22 protein-coding genes and 2 other annotated features are annotated in these 25,740 nt (G+C 37.3%); of the genes, 21 read left to right on the top strand and 1 reads right to left on the bottom strand.

Features of this window, described 5'->3' with window-relative positions:
* Positions 1-13: 13 nt before the first annotated feature.
* A complete protein-coding gene (ytvI, locus tag LRP81_RS01905; RefSeq protein ID WP_230499530.1) occupies positions 14-1,135 on the bottom strand; it encodes a sporulation integral membrane protein YtvI in 1,122 nt (373 codons plus the stop codon).
* Between the two features lie 173 nt (positions 1,136-1,308).
* Here ytvI and LRP81_RS01900 point away from each other — a divergent pair, with 173 nt between their 5' ends.
* The 21 genes from LRP81_RS01900 (at position 1,309) to thrS (ending at position 25,366) form a co-directional block, all read left to right on the top strand.
* Entirely contained in the window at positions 1,309-1,770 is a 462-nt protein-coding gene (locus tag LRP81_RS01900; protein ID WP_230499529.1) for a DUF441 domain-containing protein, read from the top strand.
* 359 nt (positions 1,771-2,129) lie between these two features.
* Positions 2,130-3,248 (top strand): citrate synthase, encoded by a 1,119-nt coding sequence (citZ, locus tag LRP81_RS01895; protein WP_230499528.1) that lies wholly within the window; start codon positions 2,130-2,132, stop codon positions 3,246-3,248.
* Positions 3,249-3,355: 107 nt separating this feature from the next.
* Positions 3,356-4,624, top strand: coding sequence for an NADP-dependent isocitrate dehydrogenase (gene icd / locus LRP81_RS01890; protein WP_230499527.1), 1,269 nt, complete (start codon positions 3,356-3,358; stop codon positions 4,622-4,624).
* A 78-nt stretch (positions 4,625-4,702) separates the two neighbouring features.
* A complete protein-coding gene (mdh, locus tag LRP81_RS01885) occupies positions 4,703-5,641 on the top strand; it encodes a malate dehydrogenase (protein WP_230499526.1) in 939 nt (312 codons plus the stop codon).
* Positions 5,642-5,736: 95 nt separating this feature from the next.
* Complete coding sequence (locus tag LRP81_RS01880) at positions 5,737-6,213, top strand: MaoC/PaaZ C-terminal domain-containing protein (RefSeq protein WP_230499525.1); 477 nt, start codon at positions 5,737-5,739, stop codon at positions 6,211-6,213.
* A 408-nt stretch (positions 6,214-6,621) separates the two neighbouring features.
* Complete coding sequence (locus tag LRP81_RS01875) at positions 6,622-7,353, top strand: response regulator transcription factor (RefSeq protein ID WP_230499524.1); 732 nt, start codon at positions 6,622-6,624, stop codon at positions 7,351-7,353.
* Positions 7,346-9,115, top strand: a complete 1,770-nt coding sequence (gene pnpS, locus LRP81_RS01870) for a two-component system histidine kinase PnpS (protein WP_230499523.1) — start codon at positions 7,346-7,348, stop codon at positions 9,113-9,115. Before LRP81_RS01875 ends, pnpS begins: the two co-directional genes overlap by 8 nt.
* 240 nt (positions 9,116-9,355) lie before the next feature.
* Entirely contained in the window at positions 9,356-10,321 is a 966-nt protein-coding gene (gene hflK / locus LRP81_RS01865; RefSeq protein ID WP_399206826.1) for an FtsH protease activity modulator HflK, read from the top strand.
* Positions 10,314-11,237 carry a protease modulator HflC gene (gene hflC, locus LRP81_RS01860; protein WP_230499521.1) on the top strand — a complete coding sequence of 308 codons (924 nt, stop codon included), beginning with the start codon at positions 10,314-10,316 and terminating at the stop codon, positions 11,235-11,237. Before hflK ends, hflC begins: the two co-directional genes overlap by 8 nt.
* A 182-nt stretch (positions 11,238-11,419) precedes the next feature.
* Positions 11,420-14,050 carry a DNA polymerase I gene (polA, locus tag LRP81_RS01855; RefSeq protein ID WP_230499520.1) on the top strand — a complete coding sequence of 877 codons (2,631 nt, stop codon included), beginning with the start codon at positions 11,420-11,422 and terminating at the stop codon, positions 14,048-14,050.
* A 19-nt stretch (positions 14,051-14,069) separates the two neighbouring features.
* A complete protein-coding gene (mutM, locus tag LRP81_RS01850) occupies positions 14,070-14,900 on the top strand; it encodes a DNA-formamidopyrimidine glycosylase (protein ID WP_230499519.1) in 831 nt (276 codons plus the stop codon).
* Positions 14,901-14,993: 93 nt separating this feature from the next.
* Complete coding sequence (ytaF, locus tag LRP81_RS01845) at positions 14,994-15,635, top strand: sporulation membrane protein YtaF (RefSeq protein ID WP_230499518.1); 642 nt, start codon at positions 14,994-14,996, stop codon at positions 15,633-15,635.
* A 222-nt stretch (positions 15,636-15,857) separates the two neighbouring features.
* Positions 15,858-16,460, top strand: coding sequence for a dephospho-CoA kinase (gene coaE, locus LRP81_RS01840; protein WP_230499517.1), 603 nt, complete (start codon positions 15,858-15,860; stop codon positions 16,458-16,460).
* Between the two features lie 112 nt (positions 16,461-16,572).
* Positions 16,573-17,604 (top strand): glyceraldehyde-3-phosphate dehydrogenase, encoded by a 1,032-nt coding sequence (locus LRP81_RS01835; RefSeq protein WP_230499516.1) that lies wholly within the window; start codon positions 16,573-16,575, stop codon positions 17,602-17,604.
* Positions 17,605-18,157: 553 nt separating this feature from the next.
* A complete protein-coding gene (gene speD, locus LRP81_RS01830) occupies positions 18,158-18,532 on the top strand; it encodes an adenosylmethionine decarboxylase (RefSeq protein ID WP_230499515.1) in 375 nt (124 codons plus the stop codon).
* A 114-nt stretch (positions 18,533-18,646) separates the two neighbouring features.
* The gene (locus tag LRP81_RS01825) at positions 18,647-19,054 is read left to right on the top strand and encodes a cytosolic protein (RefSeq protein ID WP_399206821.1); all 408 of its coding nucleotides are present in this window, start codon (positions 18,647-18,649) and stop codon (positions 19,052-19,054) included.
* A 24-nt stretch (positions 19,055-19,078) separates the two neighbouring features.
* The gene (gene nrdR, locus LRP81_RS01820) at positions 19,079-19,540 is read left to right on the top strand and encodes a transcriptional regulator NrdR (protein WP_230499513.1); all 462 of its coding nucleotides are present in this window, start codon (positions 19,079-19,081) and stop codon (positions 19,538-19,540) included.
* A 98-nt stretch (positions 19,541-19,638) separates the two neighbouring features.
* A complete protein-coding gene (locus LRP81_RS01815) occupies positions 19,639-21,081 on the top strand; it encodes a replication initiation and membrane attachment family protein (protein WP_230499512.1) in 1,443 nt (480 codons plus the stop codon).
* 69 nt (positions 21,082-21,150) lie between these two features.
* Complete coding sequence (locus LRP81_RS01810) at positions 21,151-22,059, top strand: diacylglycerol/lipid kinase family protein (RefSeq protein WP_230499511.1); 909 nt, start codon at positions 21,151-21,153, stop codon at positions 22,057-22,059.
* Between the two features lie 112 nt (positions 22,060-22,171).
* Positions 22,172-23,008 carry a sporulation protein YtxC gene (gene ytxC, locus LRP81_RS01805; RefSeq protein ID WP_230499510.1) on the top strand — a complete coding sequence of 279 codons (837 nt, stop codon included), beginning with the start codon at positions 22,172-22,174 and terminating at the stop codon, positions 23,006-23,008.
* Between the two features lie 68 nt (positions 23,009-23,076).
* Positions 23,077-23,302 (top strand) — a binding site (T-box leader).
* A gap of 132 nt (positions 23,303-23,434) precedes the next feature.
* Positions 23,435-25,366 (top strand): threonine--tRNA ligase, encoded by a 1,932-nt coding sequence (gene thrS, locus LRP81_RS01800; protein WP_230499509.1) that lies wholly within the window; start codon positions 23,435-23,437, stop codon positions 25,364-25,366.
* Between the two features lie 225 nt (positions 25,367-25,591).
* Positions 25,592-25,726 (top strand) — a sequence feature (ribosomal protein L20 leader region).
* The last annotated feature ends 14 nt before the right edge of the window (positions 25,727-25,740 follow it).

Raw genomic sequence — 25,740 nt, 5'->3', positions numbered from 1 at the left:
AGGCTGACTTATATTAAACAACTCTGTTTTTTCCTACAACATATAAATAAATATCTTTAAAGACTCCAGCCTTCCATAGAGTATTAAATATAACGACCACAACAGGACCTGCGATCAACCCTAAAAAACCCATCAACTGAAAACCGACAAATAAGGAGATAAGTGTTGCCAATGGATCAAGACCGATGCTTGTTGATAATATTTTTGGCTCCATTAATTGTCTTTGGACAATGACAATTAAATATAAAACCCCCAAACCAATAGCAAGTGGTAAATTCCCGCTGATGGCTAAAAAAATGATCCAAGGAACAAAGATTAGACCCGTTCCTAAATAAGGGATTAAATCAATAAGGCCAATTATTAAAGCAACGGTTATAGCATATTCAACCCGAAGAATAAGTAATCCGATTAATACGATAATGGTTGTAATGGATATTAAGGTTGCTTGGGCTCGTAAGAATCCAAAAAAGGCCCTTTTTAAGCTGGAGAATACATTTGTTAGGCTACCTTGTACCTTTGGTGGAGTGAATTTTTGTAGCCTAGCTTTCAGTTTATACCAGTCTTTACTTATGAAGAAGGTGGCTAATAAAGAAAAAATCAGGACAGTGGCAAAGCTAGGGATCCAAGTAATTAGCTTAGGAAGATTAGTCAGGAAATTTTGGATAAAGCTGCCGACTGTGCTAGCTACTGTTCCACCAATATTTTCAATGTTCGTCATTAATGATTGTTGCTGTCCTTCTTCGAGGCTATGAAACATAGCGGTTATCTGATTGAAAAATGGTAATATTTGCGTAACGATAAATGTCTCCCCATATACTACAAGTGTTTCAAAATGACCTGGTACAACTTTTGCTAAATATTCAGTACCAGATACAATTTCTACGATCAGCAATGTGACAATACCTGCAACGGCTGCAAAAACAGCGAGGATTGATATAAAAACGGCTAAGCTTCGCGGAAGCTTTCCTTTTCCCTCTAGTACATTCACTAGTGGATTAATAAAGAAGGCCAAGATTAAAGCTATGATAAATGGATATGCGATGGAAAATATGTGATATGAAGCATAAATCCCTAAAATTATGATTAGCAGGACTAAAAGAAATCGAAAGAAAATATGTACGTAATTCCAGTTCACATGAACACCTCTCATTACCATAATTTACTTAATACTATTTTACAACCTCAATACTTCTTTTCCTAGCGATAATATGAAAAATTAACAATATTCAGTACAATACTAACTCTTTTTCTTTCATGATTCATTATGATAGTATGAAAAGGGGAATGGACTTGGAAGGATGAAATGGAATGATAAGTCAGCCAACATTGTTTTTACTCATACTTTTGTTGATAGGTTTTATAGCAAAAAATCCATCACTCATGTTTGCAGTTGGAGTACTATTATTTATAAAGTTGATAGGTTTGGATAATAAAGTGTTTCCACACCTGCAAGCAAAAGGAATCAATTGGGGCGTTACGATTATTACCATCGCCGTTCTAGTTCCAATTGCGACCGGAGATATTGGATTTAAACAATTACAAGAAGCGCTTAAATCTTCATACGCATGGGTAGCGCTTGCGGCAGGAGTATCCGTTGCGTTAATAGCTAAGAGTGGATTAACACTATTAGCAAATGATCCGCATATCACTGCTGCATTGGTATTCGGTACTATTTTAGCAGTTGCGTTATTTAATGGTGTAGCAGTAGGTCCATTAGTTGGTGCTGGAATAGCTTATCTTGCAATGAAGATTGTCGAGTACTTTACATAAGATACTTTTCACAAATTGTTTTTTTGTTATAATATTTATTACAAGTCTTTCGTTCTTTTCATTCACAAAAGTCTGATAATTGTTTATAATAGGGACAAGGACACATCCTTCCTAAACAGCAAGAGACTTATTGTTCGCCAAGAATGTGCGCACTCCCACGAATCTTGATATCTGGTGATACTGCGCTTATTTTATTGCATGGAAATGTAAGCATTTTCTTAGTTTGCTAGATTCTGAATTGATAAATAACTTTTAATATTTATTCATAAATTTGTTCTTTATCATTATTTTGAGCAAGCGTTCGGGTGAACAATAGGAGTAAGGATTTGGGGATATTTCAAATAAAGGAGAGGTTTCATATGACAACAACTAAAGGTCTAGAGGGAATTGTAGCAACGACATCGGCTATCAGTTCCATTATTGATGACACATTGACGTATGTTGGCTACAATATTGATGACTTAGCTAATCATGCAAGCTTTGAAGAGGTAATTTACCTTCTTTGGCATCAAAAATTGCCTAACAAGAATGAGTTAAATGAACTTAAAAAAGAGCTTGCGGAAAATGCGGCCCTTCCTGAAGAAGTAATCAATCATTTTAAAACGTACCCAATTGATAAAGTGCATCCAATGGCTGCTCTTCGTACGGCAGTTTCTCTACTTGGTTTATATGATGAGGATGCAGATAAAATGGATGAGGAAGCTAATTACCACAAAGCTGTTCGTCTTCAAGCAAAAATGCCGACAATTGTGACAGCGTTCTCAAGAATTCGTAAAGGTTTATCGCCAATTGCTCCAAGAACGGACTTAGGATTTGCGGCTAATTTCCTTTACATGCTAACAGGTGATGAGCCTTCTGATATCGCTGTGGAAGCATTTAACAAGGCGTTAGTATTGCATGCAGACCACGAGCTGAATGCATCGACATTTACAGCGCGTGTATGTGTAGCAACCCTTTCTGATGTGTACTCTGGGGTTACAGCTGCGATTGGTGCATTGAAAGGTCCATTACATGGTGGTGCCAATGAAGCAGTAATGAAGATGCTATCTGAAATTGGAGAAGTGGAAAATGCGGAGACCTATATTCGTGAAAAGCTTGCAAACAAAGAAAAAATTATGGGCTTTGGTCATCGAGTATACCGCCAAGGAGATCCACGTGCGAAACATTTACGTGAAATGTCCGAAAAGCTTACTCATATAACTGGACAACCAAAATGGTATGAAATGTCCGTTAAAGTGGAAGAGGTTGTAACATCCGAAAAACCACTTCCGCCAAACGTAGATTTCTATAGTGCTTCCGTGTATCATTCCCTTGGTATTGATCATGATTTATTCACTCCAATTTTTGCGGTAAGTCGAGTATCTGGGTGGTTGGCACACATTTTAGAGCAATATTCCAACAACCGCTTAATTCGCCCTCGTGCTGAATACACAGGTCCTGGGAAACAAGAGTATGTAGAACTGGATAAACGTAGCTAATTGGTAAGAGAAGCGACAAATTAACAGACTTTGTTATAATAACAAGGAGAGGGATAACCCTCTCCAAAAACGAACATTCTTACTATTATTCTTAGGAGGTTTTCACATTGACACAAGGAAATAAAATTACTGTAACTGATGGTGTATTAAATGTACCTAACAACCCAATTATTCCATTCATCGAAGGAGACGGTACAGGTCCTGATATTTGGGCGGCTGCATCTCGAGTATTGGAAGCAGCGGTTGAAAAAGCATATAATGGCGAAAAACAAATCGTATGGAAAGAAGTATTGGCAGGAGAAAAAGCATTCAACCAAACAGGTGAATGGTTACCAAGCCAAACTTTAGAAGATATTCGTGAGTACATAATTGCAATTAAAGGACCTCTTACAACTCCAGTTGGTGGTGGGATTCGCTCTTTAAATGTTGCATTACGCCAAGAGCTTGATCTTTTCACTTGTTTACGCCCTGTACGTTATTTCCAAGGGGTTCCTTCTCCTGTAAGACGTCCTGAAGATACGGACATGGTTATCTTCCGTGAGAATACAGAAGATATCTATGCAGGTATCGAATATGCAAAAGGATCTGAAGAAGTAGAAAAACTTATTAATTTCCTTCAGACAGAAATGGGAGTTAACAAAATTCGCTTCCCTGAAACGTCTGGAATCGGAATTAAGCCTGTTTCTGAAGAAGGTACTTCTCGTCTTGTTCGTGCTGCAATCAATTATGCAATCGAACATGGCCGTAAGTCTTTAACGCTAGTACACAAAGGAAACATCATGAAATTTACAGAAGGTGCTTTCAAAAACTGGGGTTATGAGCTTGCTGAGAAGGAATTTGGAGAGAAAGTATTCACTTGGGCACAATATGATCGCATTGCAGAAGCAGAAGGAAAAGACGCTGCTAATAAAGCTCAAGAAGCTGCGGAAGCTGAAGGTAAGATTATTGTAAAAGATTCAATCGCTGATATATTCTTACAACAAATCTTAACACGTCCTAAAGAGTTTGATGTAGTTGCGACGATGAACCTTAATGGTGACTATATCTCTGATGCACTTGCTGCACAAGTTGGTGGAATTGGAATCGCTCCTGGAGCTAACATCAACTACGAAACAGGACATGCTATTTTTGAAGCGACTCACGGTACCGCTCCAAAATATGCTGGACTTGATAAAGTAAACCCATCTTCTGTTATCCTTTCTGGAGTGTTAATGCTTGAACACCTTGGTTGGACAGAGGCAGCGAAGCTTGTTGTAGATGCGATGGAAAAATCCATAGCTTCTAAAGTGGTAACGTATGACTTTGCACGTTTGATGGACGGTGCAACTGAAGTCAAATGCTCCGAATTTGGAGACGAATTAATTAAAAACATGTAATGATAAATGTAAAAGAGCAGTGCTTATTTAAGTATAAGGACTGCTCTTTCACTAGATTAGGGAATAGGAGGAGTTATCATGACAATAAGACGTAAAAAGGTATCTGTGATTGGTGGAGGGTTTACGGGAGCAACCACTGCATTTCTGCTTGCTCAAAAAGAACTGGCGGATGTTGTACTAGTAGATATTCCACAAATGGAAAACCCTACTAAGGGAAAAGCTTTAGATATGTTAGAAGCAGGTCCTGTCCAAGGCTTTGATGCAAACATTACAGGAACTTCTAACTATGAAGATACAAAAGACTCTGATATTGTTGTCATCACAGCTGGAATAGCTCGGAAGCCAGGCATGAGCCGTGATGATCTTGTACAAACAAACCAAAGTATCATGAAGAGCGTCACGAAAGAAATTGTTAAACATTCTCCTAATTGCTATATCATTGTTTTAACCAACCCTGTTGATGCGATGACATATACGGTCTTTAAAGAATCAGGATTCCCTAAAAACCGCGTTATTGGTCAATCTGGTGTACTGGATACAGCTCGTTTCCGTACATTCGTTTCCCAAGAACTGAACCTTTCAGTAAAAGATGTCACAGGGTTTGTTCTTGGCGGACACGGCGATGACATGGTACCGCTTGTACGTTACTCATATGCAGGTGGTATTCCGCTTGAAACACTCCTTCCTAAAGACCGATTAGATGCTATTGTAGAAAGAACAAGAAAAGGTGGAGGAGAAATAGTAAATCTACTAGGTAATGGTAGTGCTTACTATGCTCCTGCTGCATCACTAGTAGAAATGGTCGAGGCGATTCTTAAAGATCACCGTCGTGTCCTCCCTTCCATAGCATATCTTGAAGGAGAATATGGACATGAAGGAATTTATCTTGGTGTCCCAACTATTTTGGGTGCCGGTGGAATTGAAAAAATTATCGAACTAGAACTAACTGATGATGAAAAAGCAGCGTTGGCAAAATCAGTAGAATCCGTGAAAAGTGTAATGGAAGTGTTATCATAGTTATGAAATCTTATTCGGGGAATGTTTTCCCCGGATTTTTAACATAATAATGTAATCGCTTTCAATTTGTTTTAAACATTGTAGGGGGTGTCTCTATGTTACTTGGTAAAAAGAGAAAGCTTGGGAGAAAGCTAGCGGAGATACAAGTAGGGGAAAAATTAGAACTGACAGAGAAAATTGAAGATAAAGATTTGTTATTATATCTTGGTCTTACGAATGATGCGAATCCTTTATATATTCAGCATGATTATGCATCACAAACACCTTTCAAAAAACCGATTGTACCTAGTATCATGTTAACTGGAATTATTACATCTGCCGTCTCCAAATATTTGCCTGGACCAGGTAGTCATATTGTAAGTCAGGATATTTCATTTCCAAAGCCGGTTTATCACTATGGTATAGTTCAATTTCTATTTGAAGTTGTGGAAGTAGATGCAAATAACCATAGTATTTTAATGACCGTTCATGGGACAAACGAAGAGAAGCAGACGGTCATAAAGGGCTCTATAAAAGTTTGTCCTCCACATCGCTTGGAACCAATGGAAAGCAGTGCTTTGGAAAACTTTTAAATCGCTTCTTTTAAAACCCAAAACCACTATTATTATTTTTTCTTGAAAGCTACCTTGACAGTAATTTTATTATTGTTAGGGTAGTTTTTGTTTTTAGCATAATCTGACAAGCTTAAGCTCCTATTTGCACGAAGTTGATTACTAAAAAAGGTAATAGGTAAAAACTTACTTTTTTTGTTTTACCGTTATTCTATTTGGTATTAAGTATCCTATTTTCTTATGTAATATAGAGTCCCTCTATGATTTAAACAGGAAGAACGAAAAGAGTATAAACTTCTTTTTCAACTAATTTTTATTTATTGTGATGAATATTATTTACGTGTAGAATGAAAAAGTAAAGATATAGGAAAATAGGAATTGGCGATTGGGTATATGGGTTTTCCAAAACAATTTTAGTGGAGGAAATAGATGAGTAAAAAAATACTTATTGTAGATGATGAACAATCCATTGTAACTTTGCTTCAATACAACTTGCAGCAAGCAGGCTTTGAGATAACTGTGGCCATGGATGGAGAATCCGGTTTGTCTAAAGCTATGGAAGAGCATTTTGACATGATTGTTTTGGACTTGATGTTACCTAAAAAAGACGGTATCGAGGTTTGCAAGGAACTTAGACAACATAAAGTGCATACGCCCATTTTAATGCTCACTGCAAAAGATGATGAATTTGATAAAGTATTGGGTCTTGAATTGGGCGCAGATGATTATATGACAAAACCTTTTAGCCCAAGAGAAGTGGTGGCAAGAGTAAAAGCAATCCTTAGAAGAATGCAACAGATGCAACAATCTGGAGCTGTAGTTGTTCCAAAAGTAGAGCAGGAATCTAATGCTATCATAATTGGAGACGTAAAGATTATGCCTGAACATTATGAGGCATATTTTAAAGGACAGCGGATTGAATTGACTCCAAAGGAATTTGAACTTTTAGTCTATCTATCAAAGAATAAAGGGAGAGTGCTGACGAGGGACCAACTACTAAGTGCTGTTTGGAATTATGACTTTGCAGGGGATACGCGCATAGTAGATGTTCATATTAGTCATCTTCGTGAAAAGATAGAAGTGGATACTAAAAAACCTACATATATAAAAACAATTAGGGGCCTTGGTTATAAGCTGGAGGAACCAAAGCAGTATGAATAGATTTCGATCACGTCTTTTATTTGCACTCGTAACACTTATCATTGTCGTGCTGGTCGGACTGGGGATATTGCTTGGGCAGCTTTTTAAATCGTTCTATTTGAACACATTTAATCAAAGGCTCATAAAAGAGACTAATTTAGTGACGATGCTTGTGGAAGAGGAAAATCGATTATCACCTGAATTGCAAGTAAAACTTGAAGAGATAAGTAAGACACTTTCAGCACGAATTAGCATTACAGATATTGATGGAAATGTTCTTTATAGCACAGCCGGACCAACTTTTTCTAGTGAAGGATCTCTTCAGCATACGATTGGGGAGGCCGTTCAGAAAAATAAAGCACGTGATCGAATTTTCTATGAGCAAGATGAAGAGATGTTTTACTACGGCAGTGTACTTAACCGTAACGGAAATCGGGATGGTTATATCATGCTAAGTACGCCGATTGGTTCTCTCCAAAATGTAAATCAACAAATTTGGGGGTTACTTATTGCAAGTTTAGGGGCAGCTTTTGTGGTTATTTTACTACTTGGAGTTAAAATTACTTCCAGGTACACCCGTCCGATTGAATCTGCAACTAAAGTGGCGATGGAACTGGCAAAAGGAAATTATAAGGCAAGAACGTTTGAAGAACATGTGGATGAAACGGGAATGCTAAGTCAATCCATCAACATTTTAGCAAGAAACCTTCAAGATATGTCAAAGGCACAAGAAATGCAGCAGGATAGATTGCGGACTCTCATTGAAAGCATGGGAAGTGGGATTATATTAATTGATGGACGTGGGTATGTCAATTTAATAAATAAGGCATATAAGGATACCTTTCATGCAGATCCGACTGAATATTTATATCGTCTTTATTATGAAGCAATCGAACATAAGGAAGTAGTTACATTAATTGAAGAGATCTTTATGACAGAGGTTAATGTCCGAAAACAGTTGCTTCTACCACTCCAAATAGAACGGAGGCACTTTGATGTATATGGTGCACCAATCATAAGTATCAATGATGAATGGAAAGGTATTGCACTCGTTTTTCATGATATTACAGAGTTAAAAAAGCTGGAGCAGATGCGAAAAGACTTTGTTGCCAATGTATCACATGAACTGAAAACACCTATTACGTCCATTAAAGGATTTTCAGAAACGTTATTAGATGGAGCAATGAATGACAAGGAAACACTAGAGTACTTTCTTTCCATCATATTAAAAGAAAGCGATAGGCTTCAAGTGTTAATTGAGGACTTATTAGATCTATCGAAGTTAGAGAAACAAGGGTTTAAGTTATTGCCGAGCTACATTGACATTATAGCCGTGCTAGAAGAAATTATCTTTATCCTTGATGGTAAAGCAAAGGAAAAAGATATTGAACTGATATTTTTTAAACCTTCCAATGAATTGTTTCTATTTGTAGATGCAGAGAGAATTAAACAAGTATTTATTAATCTTATTAATAATGCCCTTTCTTACACCCCAAGTGGTGGAAACGTAACAGTGAAAGTGATGGATGTTGGGGAGAATGTAAATATTAGTGTTGCTGATACCGGGATTGGAATAGAACAAGAAGAAATTCCAAGGATATTTGAAAGGTTTTACAGGGTAGACAAAGCGAGAAGTAGAAATTCCGGTGGAACTGGATTAGGTCTCGCAATCGTCAAACATATTGTGGAAGCGCATCATGGCAATATTACCGTAGATAGCAAATTAAATAAAGGAACAACTTTTACGGTTAAATTGTCAAAAGAAAACAAACATTTACAATAGATTTACAATTATTTCATTACCCGTTTACAAAGCTTTGCTATTATAATTCTTGAAAACCCCTTCATCCAAGGAGCCAATTTTGGAAGAGGAGAGAGCCCACCCAGCTCTCTCTTTTTTTTTCTGTTTTTAGAGATAGATGCCTAGAAAGGATAAAAAAACAAATTATTCAATAATACGAAACTTTTCCCCCATCTCCACGTATTAATTTACGAGAAGAATAAAAGGGGAGAGTACAACTTGATGAGTATAAAACGAATTTATACGGCAGTATTTCTGATTATCTTAGCTGCTGTGATTGGTTCTGTTGCCTTAACATCCTGGTACACAGTCGATCAGTCTGAACAAGCAGTTATCATGACTTTCGGTAAGGTCGAAGAGGGAATCAGTGAGCCAGGATTACACTTTAAGATGCCATGGCCAATTCAAGAAGTAGAAAAAATATCGAAAGAAACGTTTAGTCTTCAATTCGGCTATGAAGAAAAAGATGGCGAAATAGTTGAATTTACAAAGGATACAAAGATGATTACAGGTGACGAAAATATCGTATTGGCTGATATGGTAGTTATGTGGAAAATAAGTGATCCTGGGAAATACCTATTCAATTCGAATGACCCTCAGGACATTCTGTATAATGCAACTTCCGCTTCATTACGGAGTATTATTGGAAGCACTGAAATTGATGAAGCATTAACTTCCGGTAAAGGACAAATAGAATTGGAAGTATTTGAACTTCTTACTTCTTTAATGGAAACGTATGACATCGGAATTTCTGTTACATCAGTCAATTTGCAGGATGTTGAACTGCCAAATGCTGAAGTGCGTAAAGCATTTACAGATGTTACAGATGCACGCGAAATGGAAGTTACGAAAACAAACGAAGCCGAAAGATATCAAAGTCAAAGAATGAATGAAGCAGAAGGAGAAAAGGCAGCGATCATGGCCAAAGCAGAAGGAGAAAAAGCAGCTAGAACAGAACGAGCGCGCGGAGATGTTGCAAAGTTCAACTCCATCTATGCCGAGTATGCTAATGCACCAGAATTAACGAGAAAGCGTCTTATTTTAGAAACGATGGAAGAAGTATTACCTTATGCCGAAATTTTCATTATGAACGATGATGGCAATACGATGAAATACTTACCAATTCGATCTGAGTCTTCTACACCTAAACCGCCAGCCACCACGGAAGGAAGTGAGAATAATGAGTGATCAAAACATCATAAATCTAGAAAATAAAAAACCTGATTTGAAATGGAAAACCATTATTCGTGGGGGGTTAATGGCAGTTGTCCTACTAATTATTTTTGGAGTTGTTCTCGCAAATGTTTTTGTTGTAAAAGAAGGAGAGTATAAGGTTGTTAGGCAGTTCGGGGAAGTTGTGAAAATTATAGATGAACCTGGTCTAAAATTTAAAACTCCATTTATTCAAACTGTTACAACCGTTCCTAAATACCAAATGCTTTATGATGAAGCGGGTTCAGAAATTAATACTCGTGATAAAAAACGTATGCTAATAGATAACTATGTTGTCTGGAGAGTAACTGACCCGGAACTAATGATAAGCACACTGGCAAGTCTTGTGAATGCGGAGACAAAAATGTCAGAGTTTGTTTTCTCAGTTGTTAGAAGCGAGCTAGGTCAATTAAATTATGAAGATATTATTAATGATGAAAAGTCTTCCAGAGGTAGTTTAAATGATCAAGTAACAGAAAGGGTAAATACGTTAATGGAGGGGTATGGTGTAGATGTGACAGATGTTAGGATTAGAAGAACAGACCTTCCTCCAGAGAATGAACAATCAGTATTTACTCGTATGATCTCCGAACGACAAACAACTGCACAAGATTACTTGTCACGGGGAGATGCTAAAAAGAATAAAATTATGTCAGAAACCGATCGTACAGTAAGAGAAATGCTTGCAAAAGCAGAAGCTGATGCAGACACGATTAGAGGACAGGGTGAAGGGGAAGCGGCAAAAATATATAATGACGCTTTTTCAAAGGATGCAGGCTTTTATGAGCTATATCGTACACTTGAATCTTATAAGAAGACCATTGATGGAGAAACAGTTATCATACTTCCATCAGATTCTGAATATGCAAAGCTCTTAATGGGTGGTTTGTAATAACCACTTCTTTACTAAATCCACAGTTTTTATTTCTATTCCTATCCATGATAGAATAGAAGTACGACTGTGGCTTTTTTGCCTAATTAAAATATGATACAAGTGTAAGACGTAAAGCTCCTAGCACATATTCTAAAAACGGATAGAAATTAAAAAATGTATTTTAAAAGGAGGAGTACCTTGTGGCAAATAAATTAGTATTAATTGACGGTAATTCAATAGCATACAGAGCATTCTTTGCACTACCCCTACTAAGCAATGAAAAAGGAATACATACAAATGCCATATACGGCTTTACTATGATACTTATGCGCATTCTAGAGGAAGAACAGCCAACCCATATGCTAGTAGCCTTTGATGCAGGAAAAACAACATTTAGACATAAAACATATGGTGAATACAAAGGTGGCAGACAAAAGACACCACCTGAACTTTCTGAGCAATTCTCCTTCCTGCGCGAGCTGTTGGATGCTTTTAATATTAAGAGGTATGAGCTGGAGAATTATGAAGCGGATGATATTATTGGAACTCTTGCTAGACAAGCTGCAAAAGAAGATTTTGAAGTGAAGGTCATCTCTGGTGACAAGGATTTGACGCAGCTTGCAACCGAAAAAATCACTGTAGATATTACTAAGAAAGGGATTACAGATGTAGATTCGTATACTCCAGCTTTCATTGAAGAAAAATATGGTTTAAACGTTAATCAAATTATTGATATGAAAGGGCTTATGGGGGATTCTTCAGATAATATCCCAGGTGTACCAGGAGTTGGAGAAAAGACCGCAATCAAACTATTGAAAGAATTTGGAACGATTGAAACCCTTTTAGAATCGATTGACAAGGTCAGCGGCAAAAAACTCAAAGAAAAGCTTGAAGAGAATAAAGAGCAGGCGATTATGAGTAAAGATCTTGCCACCATCATGACAGAAGCTCCAATTGAAGTTACTGTCTCTGATTTATTGTATGAAGGGTATGATACGAAGAATGTAATAGCGATTTTTAAAGAGCTCAGCTTTAACTCCTTATTGGACAAGCTAGGGGAAAGTGGAGAAGACGTGACAGAGGATTTAGAAGAGATTTCCTTTGAAGTGCTAGAGGAAATTAAGGAAGAGCATTTTGCTAATGATAATTTCCTAATGGTGGAAGTCCTTGATGAAAACTATCACAAAGCTGAAATTCAAGGGATTGCCCTTGTAAATGAAAAAGGAAATTATTTTATTCCAACAGAGGCTGCATTGAAATCAGACCAATTTGCTGCATTTGCTTCTGATTTAACGAAAAAGAAGTCGGTCTTTGATGCGAAACGGGCAATTGTAGCATTAAAATGGCAGGGAATCGAACTAAATGGTATTGATTTTGATTTTATCATCGCTTCTTATATTGTAAATCCGTCAGAAACCTCGACGGACTTGGCAGAAATCGCAAGGAAAAAAGGATACTTTCAAATAGAAACAGATGAAGCTGTTTATGGAAAAGGGGCAAAACGTTCCATTCCGGATCAAGAAATAGTGGCCAAGCATCTTGTTCGTAAAACCTTTGCCATGCAGGAAATGAAAGAATCCTTTATCCATGAATTAAAAGACAATGAACAGTTGAAATTGTTTGAAGAACTAGAAATGCCGCTTTCGTTAGTGCTTACTGAGATGGAAGCTTTAGGGATTCAAGTAGATAGAAACCGCCTAGAGGACATGGGAGAGGACCTATCTAATAAGCTAGTGAAGATTGAAGAAAAAATTTATGAACTTGCTGGAGAAACGTTTAATATCAATTCACCTAAGCAACTTGGTGTTATACTTTTTGAAAAATTAGGGCTGCCAACAGTTAAAAAAACAAAAACAGGCTATTCTACGTCAGCAGATGTTTTGGAGAAGCTTGCAGAAAAGCATGAAATTATCCAACAAATTCTCCATTATCGTCAATTAGGTAAACTAAAGTCAACCTACATTGAAGGTTTGCTAAAAGTAATCCATAGGGATACAAATAAAATTCATACTCGATTTAATCAAGCTTTAACGCAAACTGGAAGGCTGAGTTCAATTGATCCTAACCTTCAGAATATTCCTATCCGCTTAGAGGAAGGCCGCAAAATTAGAGAAGCGTTCATCCCTTCAAAAGAAGACTGGATTATTTTTGCAGCCGATTATTCTCAAATCGAACTTAGAGTCTTGGCCCATATTGCAAATGATGAAAAGCTAATCGAGGCATTTAATGAAAATGCAGACATTCATACGAAAACTGCGATGGATGTTTTCCACGTCTCAAAGGAAGAAGTGACTTCTAATATGAGACGCCAAGCAAAGGCTGTTAACTTTGGAATAGTATACGGTATCAGTGATTATGGATTATCACAAAGTCTAGGGATAACCAGAAAAGATGCGAAGACGTTTATAGATAGATATTTAGAAAGTTTTCCAGGAGTAAAAGCTTATATGGAAGAGAGTGTGATGGATGCAAAGGACAAGGGATATGTGACAACTCTTCTGCACCGTCGCAGATACCTTCCTGAAATTACAAGCAGTAATTTCAATCTGCGCAGCTTTGCTGAACGTACAGCGATGAATACCCCAATACAAGGGAGTGCAGCAGATATCATTAAAAAAGCGATGATTGACATGGCAGCAAAACTAGAAGAGGAGAACATGCAAGCAAATCTTCTTTTGCAGGTTCACGATGAACTTGTATTTGAAGCACCAAAGGATGAAATTGAAAAGCTAAAGAAAATCGTTCCAGAAGTAATGGAGCAGGCGGTGGACCTTAAGGTTCCACTTAAAGTTGATTACTCCTATGGGTCCACTTGGTACGATGCGAAATAGTAGTAAGGATGTGTAAACTATGCCAGAACTTCCTGAAGTGGAAACAGTAAGGAAAACATTAGTACACTTAGTAAGAGGAAAAAAAATCAGAGAAGTAAAGGTATTGTGGCCAAAAATGATAAAAGAGCCAGATGATGCTGTGCGCTTTGGTCATATGTTAGTGGGCCAGGAAATATTAGAAATCGGAAGAAGGGGGAAATTTCTCCTATTCTACACGAATGACTATTGCCTCGTATCTCATTTAAGAATGGAAGGCAAATATGGCTTATTTCAAAAAGAAGATCCAATAAATAAACATACTCACGTATTCTTTTATTTTGATGACGGTACAGAGTTAAGGTATCAGGATGTTCGTAAGTTTGGAACGTTGCACCTTTATAAAAAAGGTAAGGAATTGGCCTCTAAATCCTTAGCGAGCCTTGGTCCAGAGCCATTTGATGAGAGCTTTACTCTTTCGCTCCTTAAAGAGCGACTATCAAAAACGAATAGAGCTATAAAAGCTGTCTTGTTGGATCAAACGGTAGTTGTGGGACTCGGAAATATTTATGTAGATGAAGCTCTGTTTCGTGCAGGAATCCATCCAGAGAGAATCGCCAAAAGTCTGATGGAGGAAGAACTAAAGAAGCTACAACAAGAAATCGTCCTCACCCTACAAGAGGCAGTGGATAAGGGAGGAAGTACGATTCGCTCCTATGTGAATTCACAAGGACAAATCGGAATGTTCCAGCTCGAATTGTTCGTATATGGCCGCAAAGGTGAGTCTTGTAAGAAATGTGGTCATATTATTGAAAAATCTGTAGTGGCTGGTAGAGGTACTCATACATGCCCAATTTGCCAACCTAGGCCATAATAGCTGTACTATAAATAATCTAAAGTTCAATCGAACACATCGAATGGGCTCCTGCCATATACTATCTTAGTGATAGTTAGGGAGGAGCTATTTATGATTCCATACATCTCACTTGTACTACTAGCTTTTGCAGTTAGTCTGGATAGCTTTAGTGTTGGTTTGACATATGGCCTGAGAAAAATGAAGATACCTTGTAAATCTATTATGATAATTGCTTGTTGCTCGGCCATTTCGCTTTTGCTTGCCATGTTTGTTGGTACCATACTAATGAACTTTCTCTCCCCAGCTTTTGCAGAAACCATCGGCGGTGTAATTCTTGTTTTACTGGGGATATGGGTGCTTTACCAGTTTTTTAGATCAAGGACAGAAGATAATTCCGTCTCAGAGGTAGATGAACGCATATTATTTAATCTAGAGATAAAATCCTTAGGGGTTGTGATTAATATCTTAAGAAAGCCGACAGAAGCCGACTTTGATCGCTCTGGGTCTATAACAGGACTGGAGGCTTTTTTTCTTGGAATTGCATTGTCCTTAGATGCTTTTGGAGCTGGGATAGGAGCTGCTTTGCTAGGATATTCACCTTGGTTGATGGCATTTGCCGTTGCAGGAATGAGTTCCATTTTTGTCATCACTGGAATAAAGCTTGGGAAAATTTTCTCTAAAGTTTCATGGGTTAACAAATTTTCATTTTTACCTGGAGTATTGTTAATTATTATTGGTATTATAAAAATGTAAATAACCGTTACATTACAGGCAACTGATAAACGCTAATATGCATCATTTTTCTCCTTTAATCGGATGCCCATTACCACACAAGGTAACTTTGCTCCATCCAAGGATGGTATTAATAACTTTGTCTATTGTATAGAAGGGAAGAGATTCCTAGGCCGTTTGCATACGGAACAATCAAAGAGGCTGACGTAAGTGGCCTCTCTTTTATAAAGGAGAGTGATGTACATGCCTCAAATCATAGGATTAACAGGCGGAATTGCAAGTGGAAAAAGCACGGTAGCTAACATGTTCCGAGATAAAAACATACCCGTTGTCGATGCGGATATCGTCGCCCGTGAAGTAGTGGAGATAGGGACAAATACATATAAACAGTTGGTGGAAACTTTTGGTAATGAAATTCTGAATAGCGATCGATCGCTAAATCGACCGAAGCTTGGTAGTATCATCTTTCAAGATGAGGAAAAAAGGAAGCAATTAAACAATATTATGCATCCTGCCATCCGTTCTAAAATGAAAGAACAAACAAAGCAGTACATAGAAAAAGGGCATGAAACTGTCGTTATGGATATTCCCTTATTGTTTGAAAGTAAGCTGACACATTTAGTCGATAAAATAGTGCTTGTTTTCGTAAATGAAAAGACCCAACTTAAACGCCTCATGAATAGGAATGAATTGTCAGAAAAAGAAGCAGTAGATCGGATATCATCTCAAATGCCATTAAAGGATAAGGTGGCATTGTCACATGCGATTATTGATAACAATGATACTTTGAGTTATACAAAGCAACAATTGGAAGAAATATTACAAGAATGGCATATTCCAAATTAGGGGTATGCCCTTTTTTTATTTTATAGGTGACATGTTTGAAATAAATATGTTATACTAATTGCAGAATAACAGAACAATAAGTATAACATATATGCAGAAAAGGGGTATTTTCATGAGAGCAAAGGTTGCAATTAATGGATTTGGACGAATTGGGAGAATGGTATTCAGACGTGCAATCCAAGAGAAAGGCTTAGATATTGTTGCAATCAATGCGAGCTATCCAGCCGAGACATTAGCTCACTTAATTAAGTATGACACAAATCACGGACGATTTGATGCGGACGTTTATGCACAAGACGATGCCCTTATCGTAAATGGTAAGCGCATTCAATTGGTTAATGATCGAAATCCGGAAGCACTCCCTTGGAAAAAAATGAATATTGATATCGTGATAGAAGCAACAGGAAAATTCAATTCCCGCGAAAAAGCTGCGCTTCATCTTCAAGCTGGTGCAAAGCGCGTAATTCTAACTGCGCCAGGTAAAAATGAAGACGTGACTATTGTAATGGGAGTTAATGAAGAAGTCCTAGATCTTAATGATCATTTTGTCATCTCCAATGCATCTTGTACGACAAACTGCCTAGCACCAGTTGTAAAAGTACTTGATCAACAGTTTGGGATTGAAAATGGGTTAATGACTACCGTTCATGCATATACAAATGATCAGAAAAACATTGACAACCCGCATAAGGATTTAAGGCGTGCAAGAGCATGTGGCCAGTCTATCATTCCCACTTCAACAGGGGCGGCAAAGGCATTGTCACTTGTTTTACCACATTTAAAAGGGAAATTGCATGGAATGGCACTTCGTGTTCCAACTCCCAATGTCTCTTTAGTTGACCTTGTAGTAGATTTGAAAAAGCCTGTTACAGTAGAAGAAGTAAATGATGCTTTCCAAACAGCATCCATAAGTACCATGGATGGTATTCTTAATGTAACAATGGAACCATTAGTATCTATTGACTTTAATACAAACCCACATTCTGCGATTGTAGATGGATTATCCACAATGGTGATGGGGGAAACAAAAGTAAAAGTTCTTGCCTGGTATGATAATGAATGGGGCTATTCTTGCCGAGTCGTTGACTTAGTAAACTATGTAGCAGAGAAAATGATGGAATCGAAAGAAGTTATGGCAGGATAATAAAACTTGAATAGAATCGTTGTAAAGGCAGCTAATGATTGATATTAGCTGTTTTTCTGTTGCTTTTATTCGTCTTGCAATACGTACGAAGAAAAAATCCGATAAAATCTGGATATAGAATAGGCTAGACTTTTTCTTTAGCCCTCTCCCCATTTAAAGCACAGCTTGATCAAATGTGGGCTTATGAGATTACATAATCATTTAATAAATATCATTCAGAAAATGATAATACACTTTTTAGCTTCAAATAAGTTATATTAAAAACAAAAATTTTATAGATATTCCATGCACTTTTGAAAATGTCCCTTGGTTTTTAGTACTAATATTATCTATGCATGTTACTGTTACTTTAAAAAGTGCAAATTGCCTGTTGCAAATCCAAAACAAAAACAGTATACTATTTTTCGTGAACTTCTTGAAACGATTATGTGGCTACTTAAAGGGTTAGGACCTCTCTGGACTAACTTTCCCCCGTGGTAGTAAAACAATAATCAATTTTTACCTTCAAAGGATTTCATGTTTTATTAAAAAATGAAAAGGGGGAACGTGAGAGATGGAAACTATAGGTCGTCACGTTATTTCAGAGTTATGGGGTTGCGATTTTGACAAATTGAATGATATGGATTATATCGAAAAAACATTTGTAGATGCTGCATTAAAATCAGGTGCAGAAGTGAGAGAGGTTGCTTTTCATAAATTTGCACCTCAAGGAGTGAGTGGTGTAGTTATTATTTCTGAGTCCCACTTAACTATCCACAGCTTCCCAGAGCACGGTTATGCAAGCATAGATGTATATACATGTGGAGAATTAGATCCAAACATTTCAGCTGATTATATTGCAACAGCATTAAATGCTCAAACGCGTGAAACAATTGAACTTCCACGTGGGATGGGTTCTGTTCAAGTAAACAAAGCAAAAGCTCTTTAAAATTATATGTAAATGAATTAAAATAAAAAGAGGTGTATAACATGCACCTCTTTTTATTATACGCAAATTTAATAATACATATTGACTATATAAGTAAGGGGTTGTCTGAATAAAGTGGGAGCTATGCAGAAATTAAAGGGGTTGCTGACCAATCACTCGGAAACTAGAGAAAATCACGCTGATGAAGAATTGCGAAGCCGGTATTATAAAATAACTAACAAAAATGCGATTAAGACACTTCAAGATTTGTTTCAAAAGATGGAAGGTGTAATGGTAAAGTCTGTATCTGAGGAACATGGTGAAATTGCTGTGCAAATTACGAAAGGTAAGAAAGCTTTTATAGTTGTAACAGTAATTTCAGTCCGTCCTTTTGAAACAGCGGTAGATTTCTCCGCTACGACAGATACAAAAATATTACCTTTTGACTTTGGATATAGTAGACAATTAATAAAACAGATGTATGATCGGATAGATAAATCGATGACCTACATTGGCTCCGGACTTAATTCGGAATCAAAGTAGAATAGAAACGGAGTTGAAGCCATCATGAAATGCCCAGCATGTCACCATAACGGGACGAAAGTATTGGATTCACGTCCGGTAGAGGAAGGAAGATCTATTAGAAGAAGAAGAGAATGTGAGTCTTGCTCCTATCGTTTCACCACCTTTGAGAAAGTGGAAGAAATACCGCTTATTGTCGTGAAAAAAGAAGGAATAAGAGAAGAGTTCAGTAAAGAAAAAGTATTGCGAGGTCTAATCAGGGCTTGTGAAAAGAGACCAGTATCCCTTAATCAATTAGAAGAAATTGTATTTGAGGTGGAAAAGGAACTTAGAAACATTGGCATTTCTGAAGTGAAAAGTGATATGGTTGGTGAAATGGTCATGGAGAGACTCTCCAAAATTGACGAAGTTGCATATGTCCGCTTTGCATCGGTCTATCGACAATTTAAAGATATTAATGTTTTTTTGGATGAATTGAAAGAAATAATAGAAAAAGAAAGAAAATAAAAAACGTATTGTACATGCGTTTTGTAAAGAGAGGCGAACAATTACCTCTCTTTTTTATAGCTAAATTTTATTTATTTAAAGAAAGGTTTGGATGTTTCATGTCAGATCGTCATTGGAATGAGTTGGTTCCTGTTGACCGCTATATCGTCCGCTCAAATGGGGTACTTCAATCATTCGATCGAAAAATCTTAACCAAACTGTATCAGCCCCTTCTTGGGTATAGAGGGTATAGTTTGTTTATGACCTTGTGGAGTGAACTAGAAGAAGAGAATTTATGGGGAGAGGAAACAACACATCATAGTATTATGACAACCATGCAATGTAACCTGAAGGATATTCATCAAGAACGGTTAAAGCTTGAAGGCATCGGACTATTAAAGACGTTGGTAAGGGAAGAAAATCAGATTCGTACTTTTATTTATGAACTGCAGCCCCCTTTGTCACCTGAGGCATTTTTCTCAGAACCGATGCTTACGATTTATCTGTACAATCGTTTAGGGAAAACAAAATATGCAAGCATTAAAAAATATTTTTCAGAAAGTGTCCTGCCTCAAGAAGAGTATCGAGAAATAACAAGGAGCTTTAGTGATGTTTTCCAATCTGTACAATCAGAAAATCTTGTTTATGCATCCAACGAGCAAATGATGGAGGAGCTTCCTCTAGAAGAAGGAGCTGAATTTGTGGACCGTAAAGTAGGGAAGGAGCCTAAAATAAGTGAGCAATCTTTTGATTTTGAACTATTTTATGCGGGTCTTTCTGAAGTTGTCATCCCTAAAAAGTCCATTACCCCTAAAGTGATAGAGGCAATTGAAAAACTTGCCTATATTTATTCCGTTGATCCTCTATCAATGAGGGACATGATGATGAATACAATTGATGTAGATGGAAAAGTAAATATTGAAAAGCTTAGAAAAGCCGCGAGAGATTGGTATCAGCTGGAATACCAGGATACTCTTCCTACTTTGGTTGAGAAAGTTCAACCAATACATTTAAAGCAGTTTACAAACAAAAAACCTGCAACCAAAGACGAACAGCTCATCCAACAATTAGAAAACGTTTCTCCTAAACAAATGCTGACAGATCTTTCTAATGGATCGGAACCATCCATCTCTGACCTCCGTATCGTAGAAGACGTATTGTTCAAGCAGCAACTTACCCCTGGTGTAGTCAATGTGTTGCTTTACTATGTCCTGCTAAAAGCAGACATGAAATTAAACAGAAAATATGTAGAGAAAATTGCCAGCCATTGGGCTAGAAAACAAGTGAAAACAGTCGGTGAAGCAATGGAACTTGCAAAAGAAGAGCATCGTCAGTACCAAAACTGGGCAGAGAGCAAATCAACTAATAGTACAGTTCAAACAAGTTCTACATCCAAAAGTAAAAATGAAAAAACTGTACGTAATAGATTTGTAAGCGAGGAAGGCTTGACAGGCGAAACAAATGAAGAGGCAGATCGGTTTCAAGAAGTCCAAGAAGTCGAAAAACAAGAACTCATGAAGCGACTTGAGAAGCTTAAGGGAAAGAGACTAAAACTAGATTAATAATACGTATATAATATAAAATGTACTTGTGAAATGCTGTTTTGCCAATAATCGTTGGTGGTGAGCATAGTGGAAAAAGTGGCTTTGATTGTAAATCCTAATGCGGGAAATAATAAACTGGTTAACTCTATGAAGAAAATAGAGGACATACTGAGGTCCTCATTTGATGATGTTTCCATCCATACAACAGAAAAAGAAGGGGATGGTGCTCGACTTGCAAATGAATTGGCTAGCAGGGTAGATCTTGTGATTGGCTTAGGTGGGGATGGTACGGTACACGAGCTCATAAACGCCATTGCCCCATTAAAAAAACGCCCTGCATTTGCCATCATTCCTGCTGGGACTTGCAATGATTTTTCCAGGACAATTGGAATGAATCAAAACCCATTAAAAGCAGTGGAGCAAATTGTAAAAAAGAAAACAGAAAAAGTCGATATTGGGACATATGACAATCGTTATTTTTCAAACTTTTGGGGAATAGGCTTAGTCTCAAAGGTGGCAGATAATATAGATAGTGGAACTAAACAGCTCCTAGGAAAGCTTTCGTACTATATTGGCGCTGGCCAAACAATGTTAGAGGAGGAGCCGTTTCAATTAAAAGTAACAAGTGATACAGAAAGCTATGAGGGGAAGGCTGTTATGCTATTGATAGGTAACGGTTCATTCCTTGGTGGAATTAAATCCCTCATTCCGATTGCAAATGTAAAAGATGGGGAATTGGACGTACTCATTATTAAACAAACCTCCATCACACATCTTTGGACATGGATCCAGACAAGACTTCAAAATGAAATACCAGATCAAATAGATGATGGCTTAATTTTTTTTCAAGCAAAAGAACTTACGGTTGAAGCAATTCCTTTGCAAAACATTGATGCCGATGGTGAAGCAAGAGGTAAAACTCCTTCTCTAATAAAAATATTGCCTTCTCACCTGGAAGTGGTAGTTGGCGATATACCTCCCTTACCATCATCCTAGATAATAGTATGCGTCTCCTTTTAAGAGGAGGCGCTTATTTTTGATAATTTATACATTTTTGACCAATCCTCCCCATATACATAGAAGCAGGTGTAACAAAGGGGGGACAAACTTGTTTGAGATTTCCTTTCGAAAAGAAACAGATGCTTTAGCAGTATTTATGAGCCTGCTTCAAAAAAATCCTGAAAGTGATTCTATCCTTTCTTTACATAAAGAAAAAATTGTTGTGGAATCAAAGGATAAATTATTTATTAAAAACACCATCATTCCGGTGTTCAAGCAGTATATTCAAGGGGTGAAAATAACTGAATGGGTGATGTCTATACTAGAAAACACATACTACTTTAAGGACGTGGAAGAGCAGGAACAAATTCTATGCATTCTACAATCCCTGCTATTAGGTGAACGATCAGATATCCCGAACCTTCCTTCTGTTGAGCAAAGAGAGAATATTCTAGAAAATGTTATGGATGCTTTCTTTGAAAAGCCTATTTCCTTTTCATTCGATTCATTTCTTACATTTAGGTTGAAAAAGTACTTTGAATCCATTCACATCTACTTGGAATCAGCTATTGATGAATATAAATTGGAACAGGAATATCAGTCATTCATCCATCAACTTCGTAATTTGCTTACGACCACAGAACCTAAAATGGAGGAGCTCCACTTGCTTTATCAATATCAATTTGACTTTTACGATAAGACGTTCAAACTTATACCAAAAAGTCAGTTGATAAAATATATGAACCGAACTCATTTCAATAATTATTCCTACTATATCGATTCCGTCGTATTGGCACCACTTGTCTCAATATCACCTAAAAAACTTTACTTATACACAGATAATGCTGAACATCAGCTTGTGGAAACCATTAAGAATATATTTGAAGAACGTGTGGTTGTTTTACCATTTCATTACTTTGGGCAAAATAAAAGCAAAATTGATTAATTTGCGGACTTGATTTTCTGGATTTTGGAGAATATAATAACCTACATAATCCATTTTAATTTTATAGCCCAAAAGTTTTGATGAGGACAAGAGTGTATTATGATGGTCTTTAGAGAGGGAAGTCACTGGCTGCAAGCTTCCTGGCATAAGTAAACTACTTACCACCTCTGAACTTCAACAGTGAACTCACAAGTAGCTGTTGACGGGGAGAACCCTCGTTATACACGAATGAAGCCATCTATATATTTAGATGGGAATTTGGGTGGAAACACGGATATTAAACTCGTCCCTTGTCTATACAAGGGGCGGGTTTTTTTATTTATTTAAGGTTTTTTTCATAAGAGTTCTTTGAATAACCTTTTTCTGTGAGTAACGGACTCTTTTTGAAAAGAGCCTTATTAAAAATTTATTAAAGAGGTGACAGGGATGTCTGACATTTTGAAAATCACATTTCCAGACGGAGCGATAAAGGAGTTTGAGCAGGGCACCACAACAGAAGATATCGCTGCATCCATTAGCCCAGGCTTGAAAAAGAAGGCTATAGCCGGAAAACTAAATGGAGAATTAATTGATTTAAGAACTCCTATTCATAAGGATGGAGAAATAAGTATCGTTGTCCAAGATTCACAAGAAGCTCTCGAAATCATGCGTCATAGCACTGCCCATCTAATGGCACAGGCAATTAAACGATTATATGGTAATGTCAAACTTGGGATTGGCCCAGTGATTGAAAATGGATTCTATTATGACATTGATATGGAAGAATCATTAACTCCTGCTGATCTTCTGAAAATCGAAAAAGAAATGAAGAAAATCGTAAACGAAAACTTGGATGTTGTCCGGGTAGAGGTTTCAAGAGAAGACGCTTTACGTCGCTATGAAGAAATCGGTGATGAATTAAAGCTTGAGTTAATTCGTGAACTTCCTGAAGGTGAAATAATCTCTATTTATGAGCAAGGAGAATTTTATGACCTTTGCCGTGGGATTCATGTTCCTTCCACTGGGAAAATTAAAGAATTTAAGCTTTTAAGTATTGCGGGAGCATATTGGAGAGGCGACAGCAAAAACAAAATGCTACAACGTATTTATGGTACAGCCTTTTTCAAAAAAGCAGAGCTTGATGAGCATCTTCGCCTATTGGAGGAAGCAAAAGAACGTGATCACCGAAAAATCGGAAAAGAGCTTGACCTGTTCTTCAATTCACAAAAGGTAGGCCAAGGGTTGCCACTATGGTTGCCTAAAGGTGCAACGGTTCGCCGTGTAATTGAACGATATATTGTCGATAAAGAGGTAGAACTTGGTTATGATCACGTTTATACTCCAGTTATGGGAAGTGTCGAGCTTTATAAAACTTCTGGTCACTGGGATCATTACCAAGACGGGATGTTTCCACCAATGGAAATGGATAACGAACAGCTTGTTTTACGTCCGATGAACTGTCCGCACCACATGATGGTCTATAAAAACAGTATCCACAGTTATCGCCAGCTTCCAGTCCGTATAGCAGAGCTTGGGACAATGCACCGTTACGAGATGTCTGGCGCTTTAGCTGGACTTCAACGTGTAAGAGGAATGACTTTGAATGATGCACATATCTTTGTTCGTCCAGATCAAATTAAGGATGAGTTAAAGCGTGTAGTGAACTTGGTTCTTGAAGTGTATAAAGACTTTGGTTTTGAAGATTATTCATTCCGCCTTTCCTATCGCGATCCAGAAAACAAAGAAAAGTACTTTGATGATGATGCAATGTGGGAAAAAGCACAAACTATGTTGAAGGATGCCATGGATGAGCTTAACTTAGATTATTTCGAAGCTATAGATGAAGCAGCATTCTATGGTCCAAAACTTGATGTACAAGTAAAAACAGCACTTGGTAAAGAAGAAACTCTTTCTACTGTCCAGCTGGACTTCTTACTGCCAGAAAAATTCGATTTGACGTATGTTGGAGAAGATGGAAAACAACACCGTCCAGTAGTTATTCACCGTGGAGTGGTTTCTACGATGGAACGCTTCGTTGCTTTCTTAATTGAAGAGTACAAAGGAGCCTTCCCTGCTTGGCTTGCACCGGTACAAGTCCAAGTTATTCCGGTTTCTCCTGATGCACACTTTGAATATGCAAAAGAAGTACAGGACCGCTTGAAATCCAAAGGCATTCGCGTCGAAATGGATGAGCGGAATGAAAAAATTGGCTACAAAATCCGTGAAGCACAAATGCAAAAGATTCCATATATGCTAGTGTTAGGGGACAATGAAATCCAAGATCGAGCAGTAAATGTGCGCAAATATGGCGAACAAAAATCAGAAACAGTTTCCCTTGAGAAATTTGTGGATGAGTTAGTAAAGGTAGTCAAAAAGTAAGAGTAGATGCTACTAAAGGTATTTGGTTTTTCCCTATCATCGTTGACTAAAACACATCCGGAAATCCCGGTACTTCTAGCAGAAACTCATCACCAATAAAAAAGTATTGCACATCAAGAATTAATCTGATAGAATTTAAAACGTTGTTTCAATTAATATACGAATTCTTGACAATCGATTATCATTAATGATATATTTAACAAGGTCAAAAAAGAATACTTGTTTGAGAACAAGAAGAAGCACCCGCTTCTCACCTGATTGACGCAATTGGCAGTTGGCAGGTTTTACGACAAAAGTTAACTTTTACTTAGTAAATCGTAAAGTGTGGGTGTCTATGTGCACCCACACTTTTTTGTTCTACAATGTGCGGTAAA

The sequence above is a fragment of the Sutcliffiella rhizosphaerae genome (assembly GCF_917563925.1).
GTDB classification, from domain to species: Bacteria; Bacillota; Bacilli; order Bacillales; family Bacillaceae_I; genus Sutcliffiella_A; species Sutcliffiella_A rhizosphaerae.
This window is presented reverse-complemented; position numbering and strand designations above follow the sequence as displayed.

What these genes read in the sequence shown, in the direction of transcription:
- LRP81_RS01875 (WP_230499524.1), top strand. Translation starts at nt 6,622, where the DNA reads ATGAGTAAAAAAATACTTATTGTAGATGATGAACAATCCATTGTAACT.
- coaE (WP_230499517.1), top strand. Translation starts at nt 15,858, where the DNA reads ATGCCTCAAATCATAGGATTAACAGGCGGAATTGCAAGTGGAAAAAGC.
- pnpS (WP_230499523.1), top strand. Translation starts at nt 7,346, where the DNA reads ATGAATAGATTTCGATCACGTCTTTTATTTGCACTCGTAACACTTATC.
- LRP81_RS01815 (WP_230499512.1), top strand. Translation starts at nt 19,639, where the DNA reads ATGTCAGATCGTCATTGGAATGAGTTGGTTCCTGTTGACCGCTATATC.
- speD (WP_230499515.1), top strand. Translation starts at nt 18,158, where the DNA reads ATGGAAACTATAGGTCGTCACGTTATTTCAGAGTTATGGGGTTGCGAT.
- hflK (WP_399206826.1), top strand. Translation starts at nt 9,356, where the DNA reads ATGAGTATAAAACGAATTTATACGGCAGTATTTCTGATTATCTTAGCT.
- hflC (WP_230499521.1), top strand. Translation starts at nt 10,314, where the DNA reads ATGAGTGATCAAAACATCATAAATCTAGAAAATAAAAAACCTGATTTG.
- mdh (WP_230499526.1), top strand. Translation starts at nt 4,703, where the DNA reads ATGACAATAAGACGTAAAAAGGTATCTGTGATTGGTGGAGGGTTTACG.
- LRP81_RS01880 (WP_230499525.1), top strand. Translation starts at nt 5,737, where the DNA reads ATGTTACTTGGTAAAAAGAGAAAGCTTGGGAGAAAGCTAGCGGAGATA.
- ytaF (WP_230499518.1), top strand. Translation starts at nt 14,994, where the DNA reads ATGATTCCATACATCTCACTTGTACTACTAGCTTTTGCAGTTAGTCTG.
- mutM (WP_230499519.1), top strand. Translation starts at nt 14,070, where the DNA reads ATGCCAGAACTTCCTGAAGTGGAAACAGTAAGGAAAACATTAGTACAC.
- thrS (WP_230499509.1), top strand. Translation starts at nt 23,435, where the DNA reads ATGTCTGACATTTTGAAAATCACATTTCCAGACGGAGCGATAAAGGAG.
- citZ (WP_230499528.1), top strand. Translation starts at nt 2,130, where the DNA reads ATGACAACAACTAAAGGTCTAGAGGGAATTGTAGCAACGACATCGGCT.
- LRP81_RS01835 (WP_230499516.1), top strand. Translation starts at nt 16,573, where the DNA reads ATGAGAGCAAAGGTTGCAATTAATGGATTTGGACGAATTGGGAGAATG.
- nrdR (WP_230499513.1), top strand. Translation starts at nt 19,079, where the DNA reads ATGAAATGCCCAGCATGTCACCATAACGGGACGAAAGTATTGGATTCA.
- LRP81_RS01900 (WP_230499529.1), top strand. Translation starts at nt 1,309, where the DNA reads ATGATAAGTCAGCCAACATTGTTTTTACTCATACTTTTGTTGATAGGT.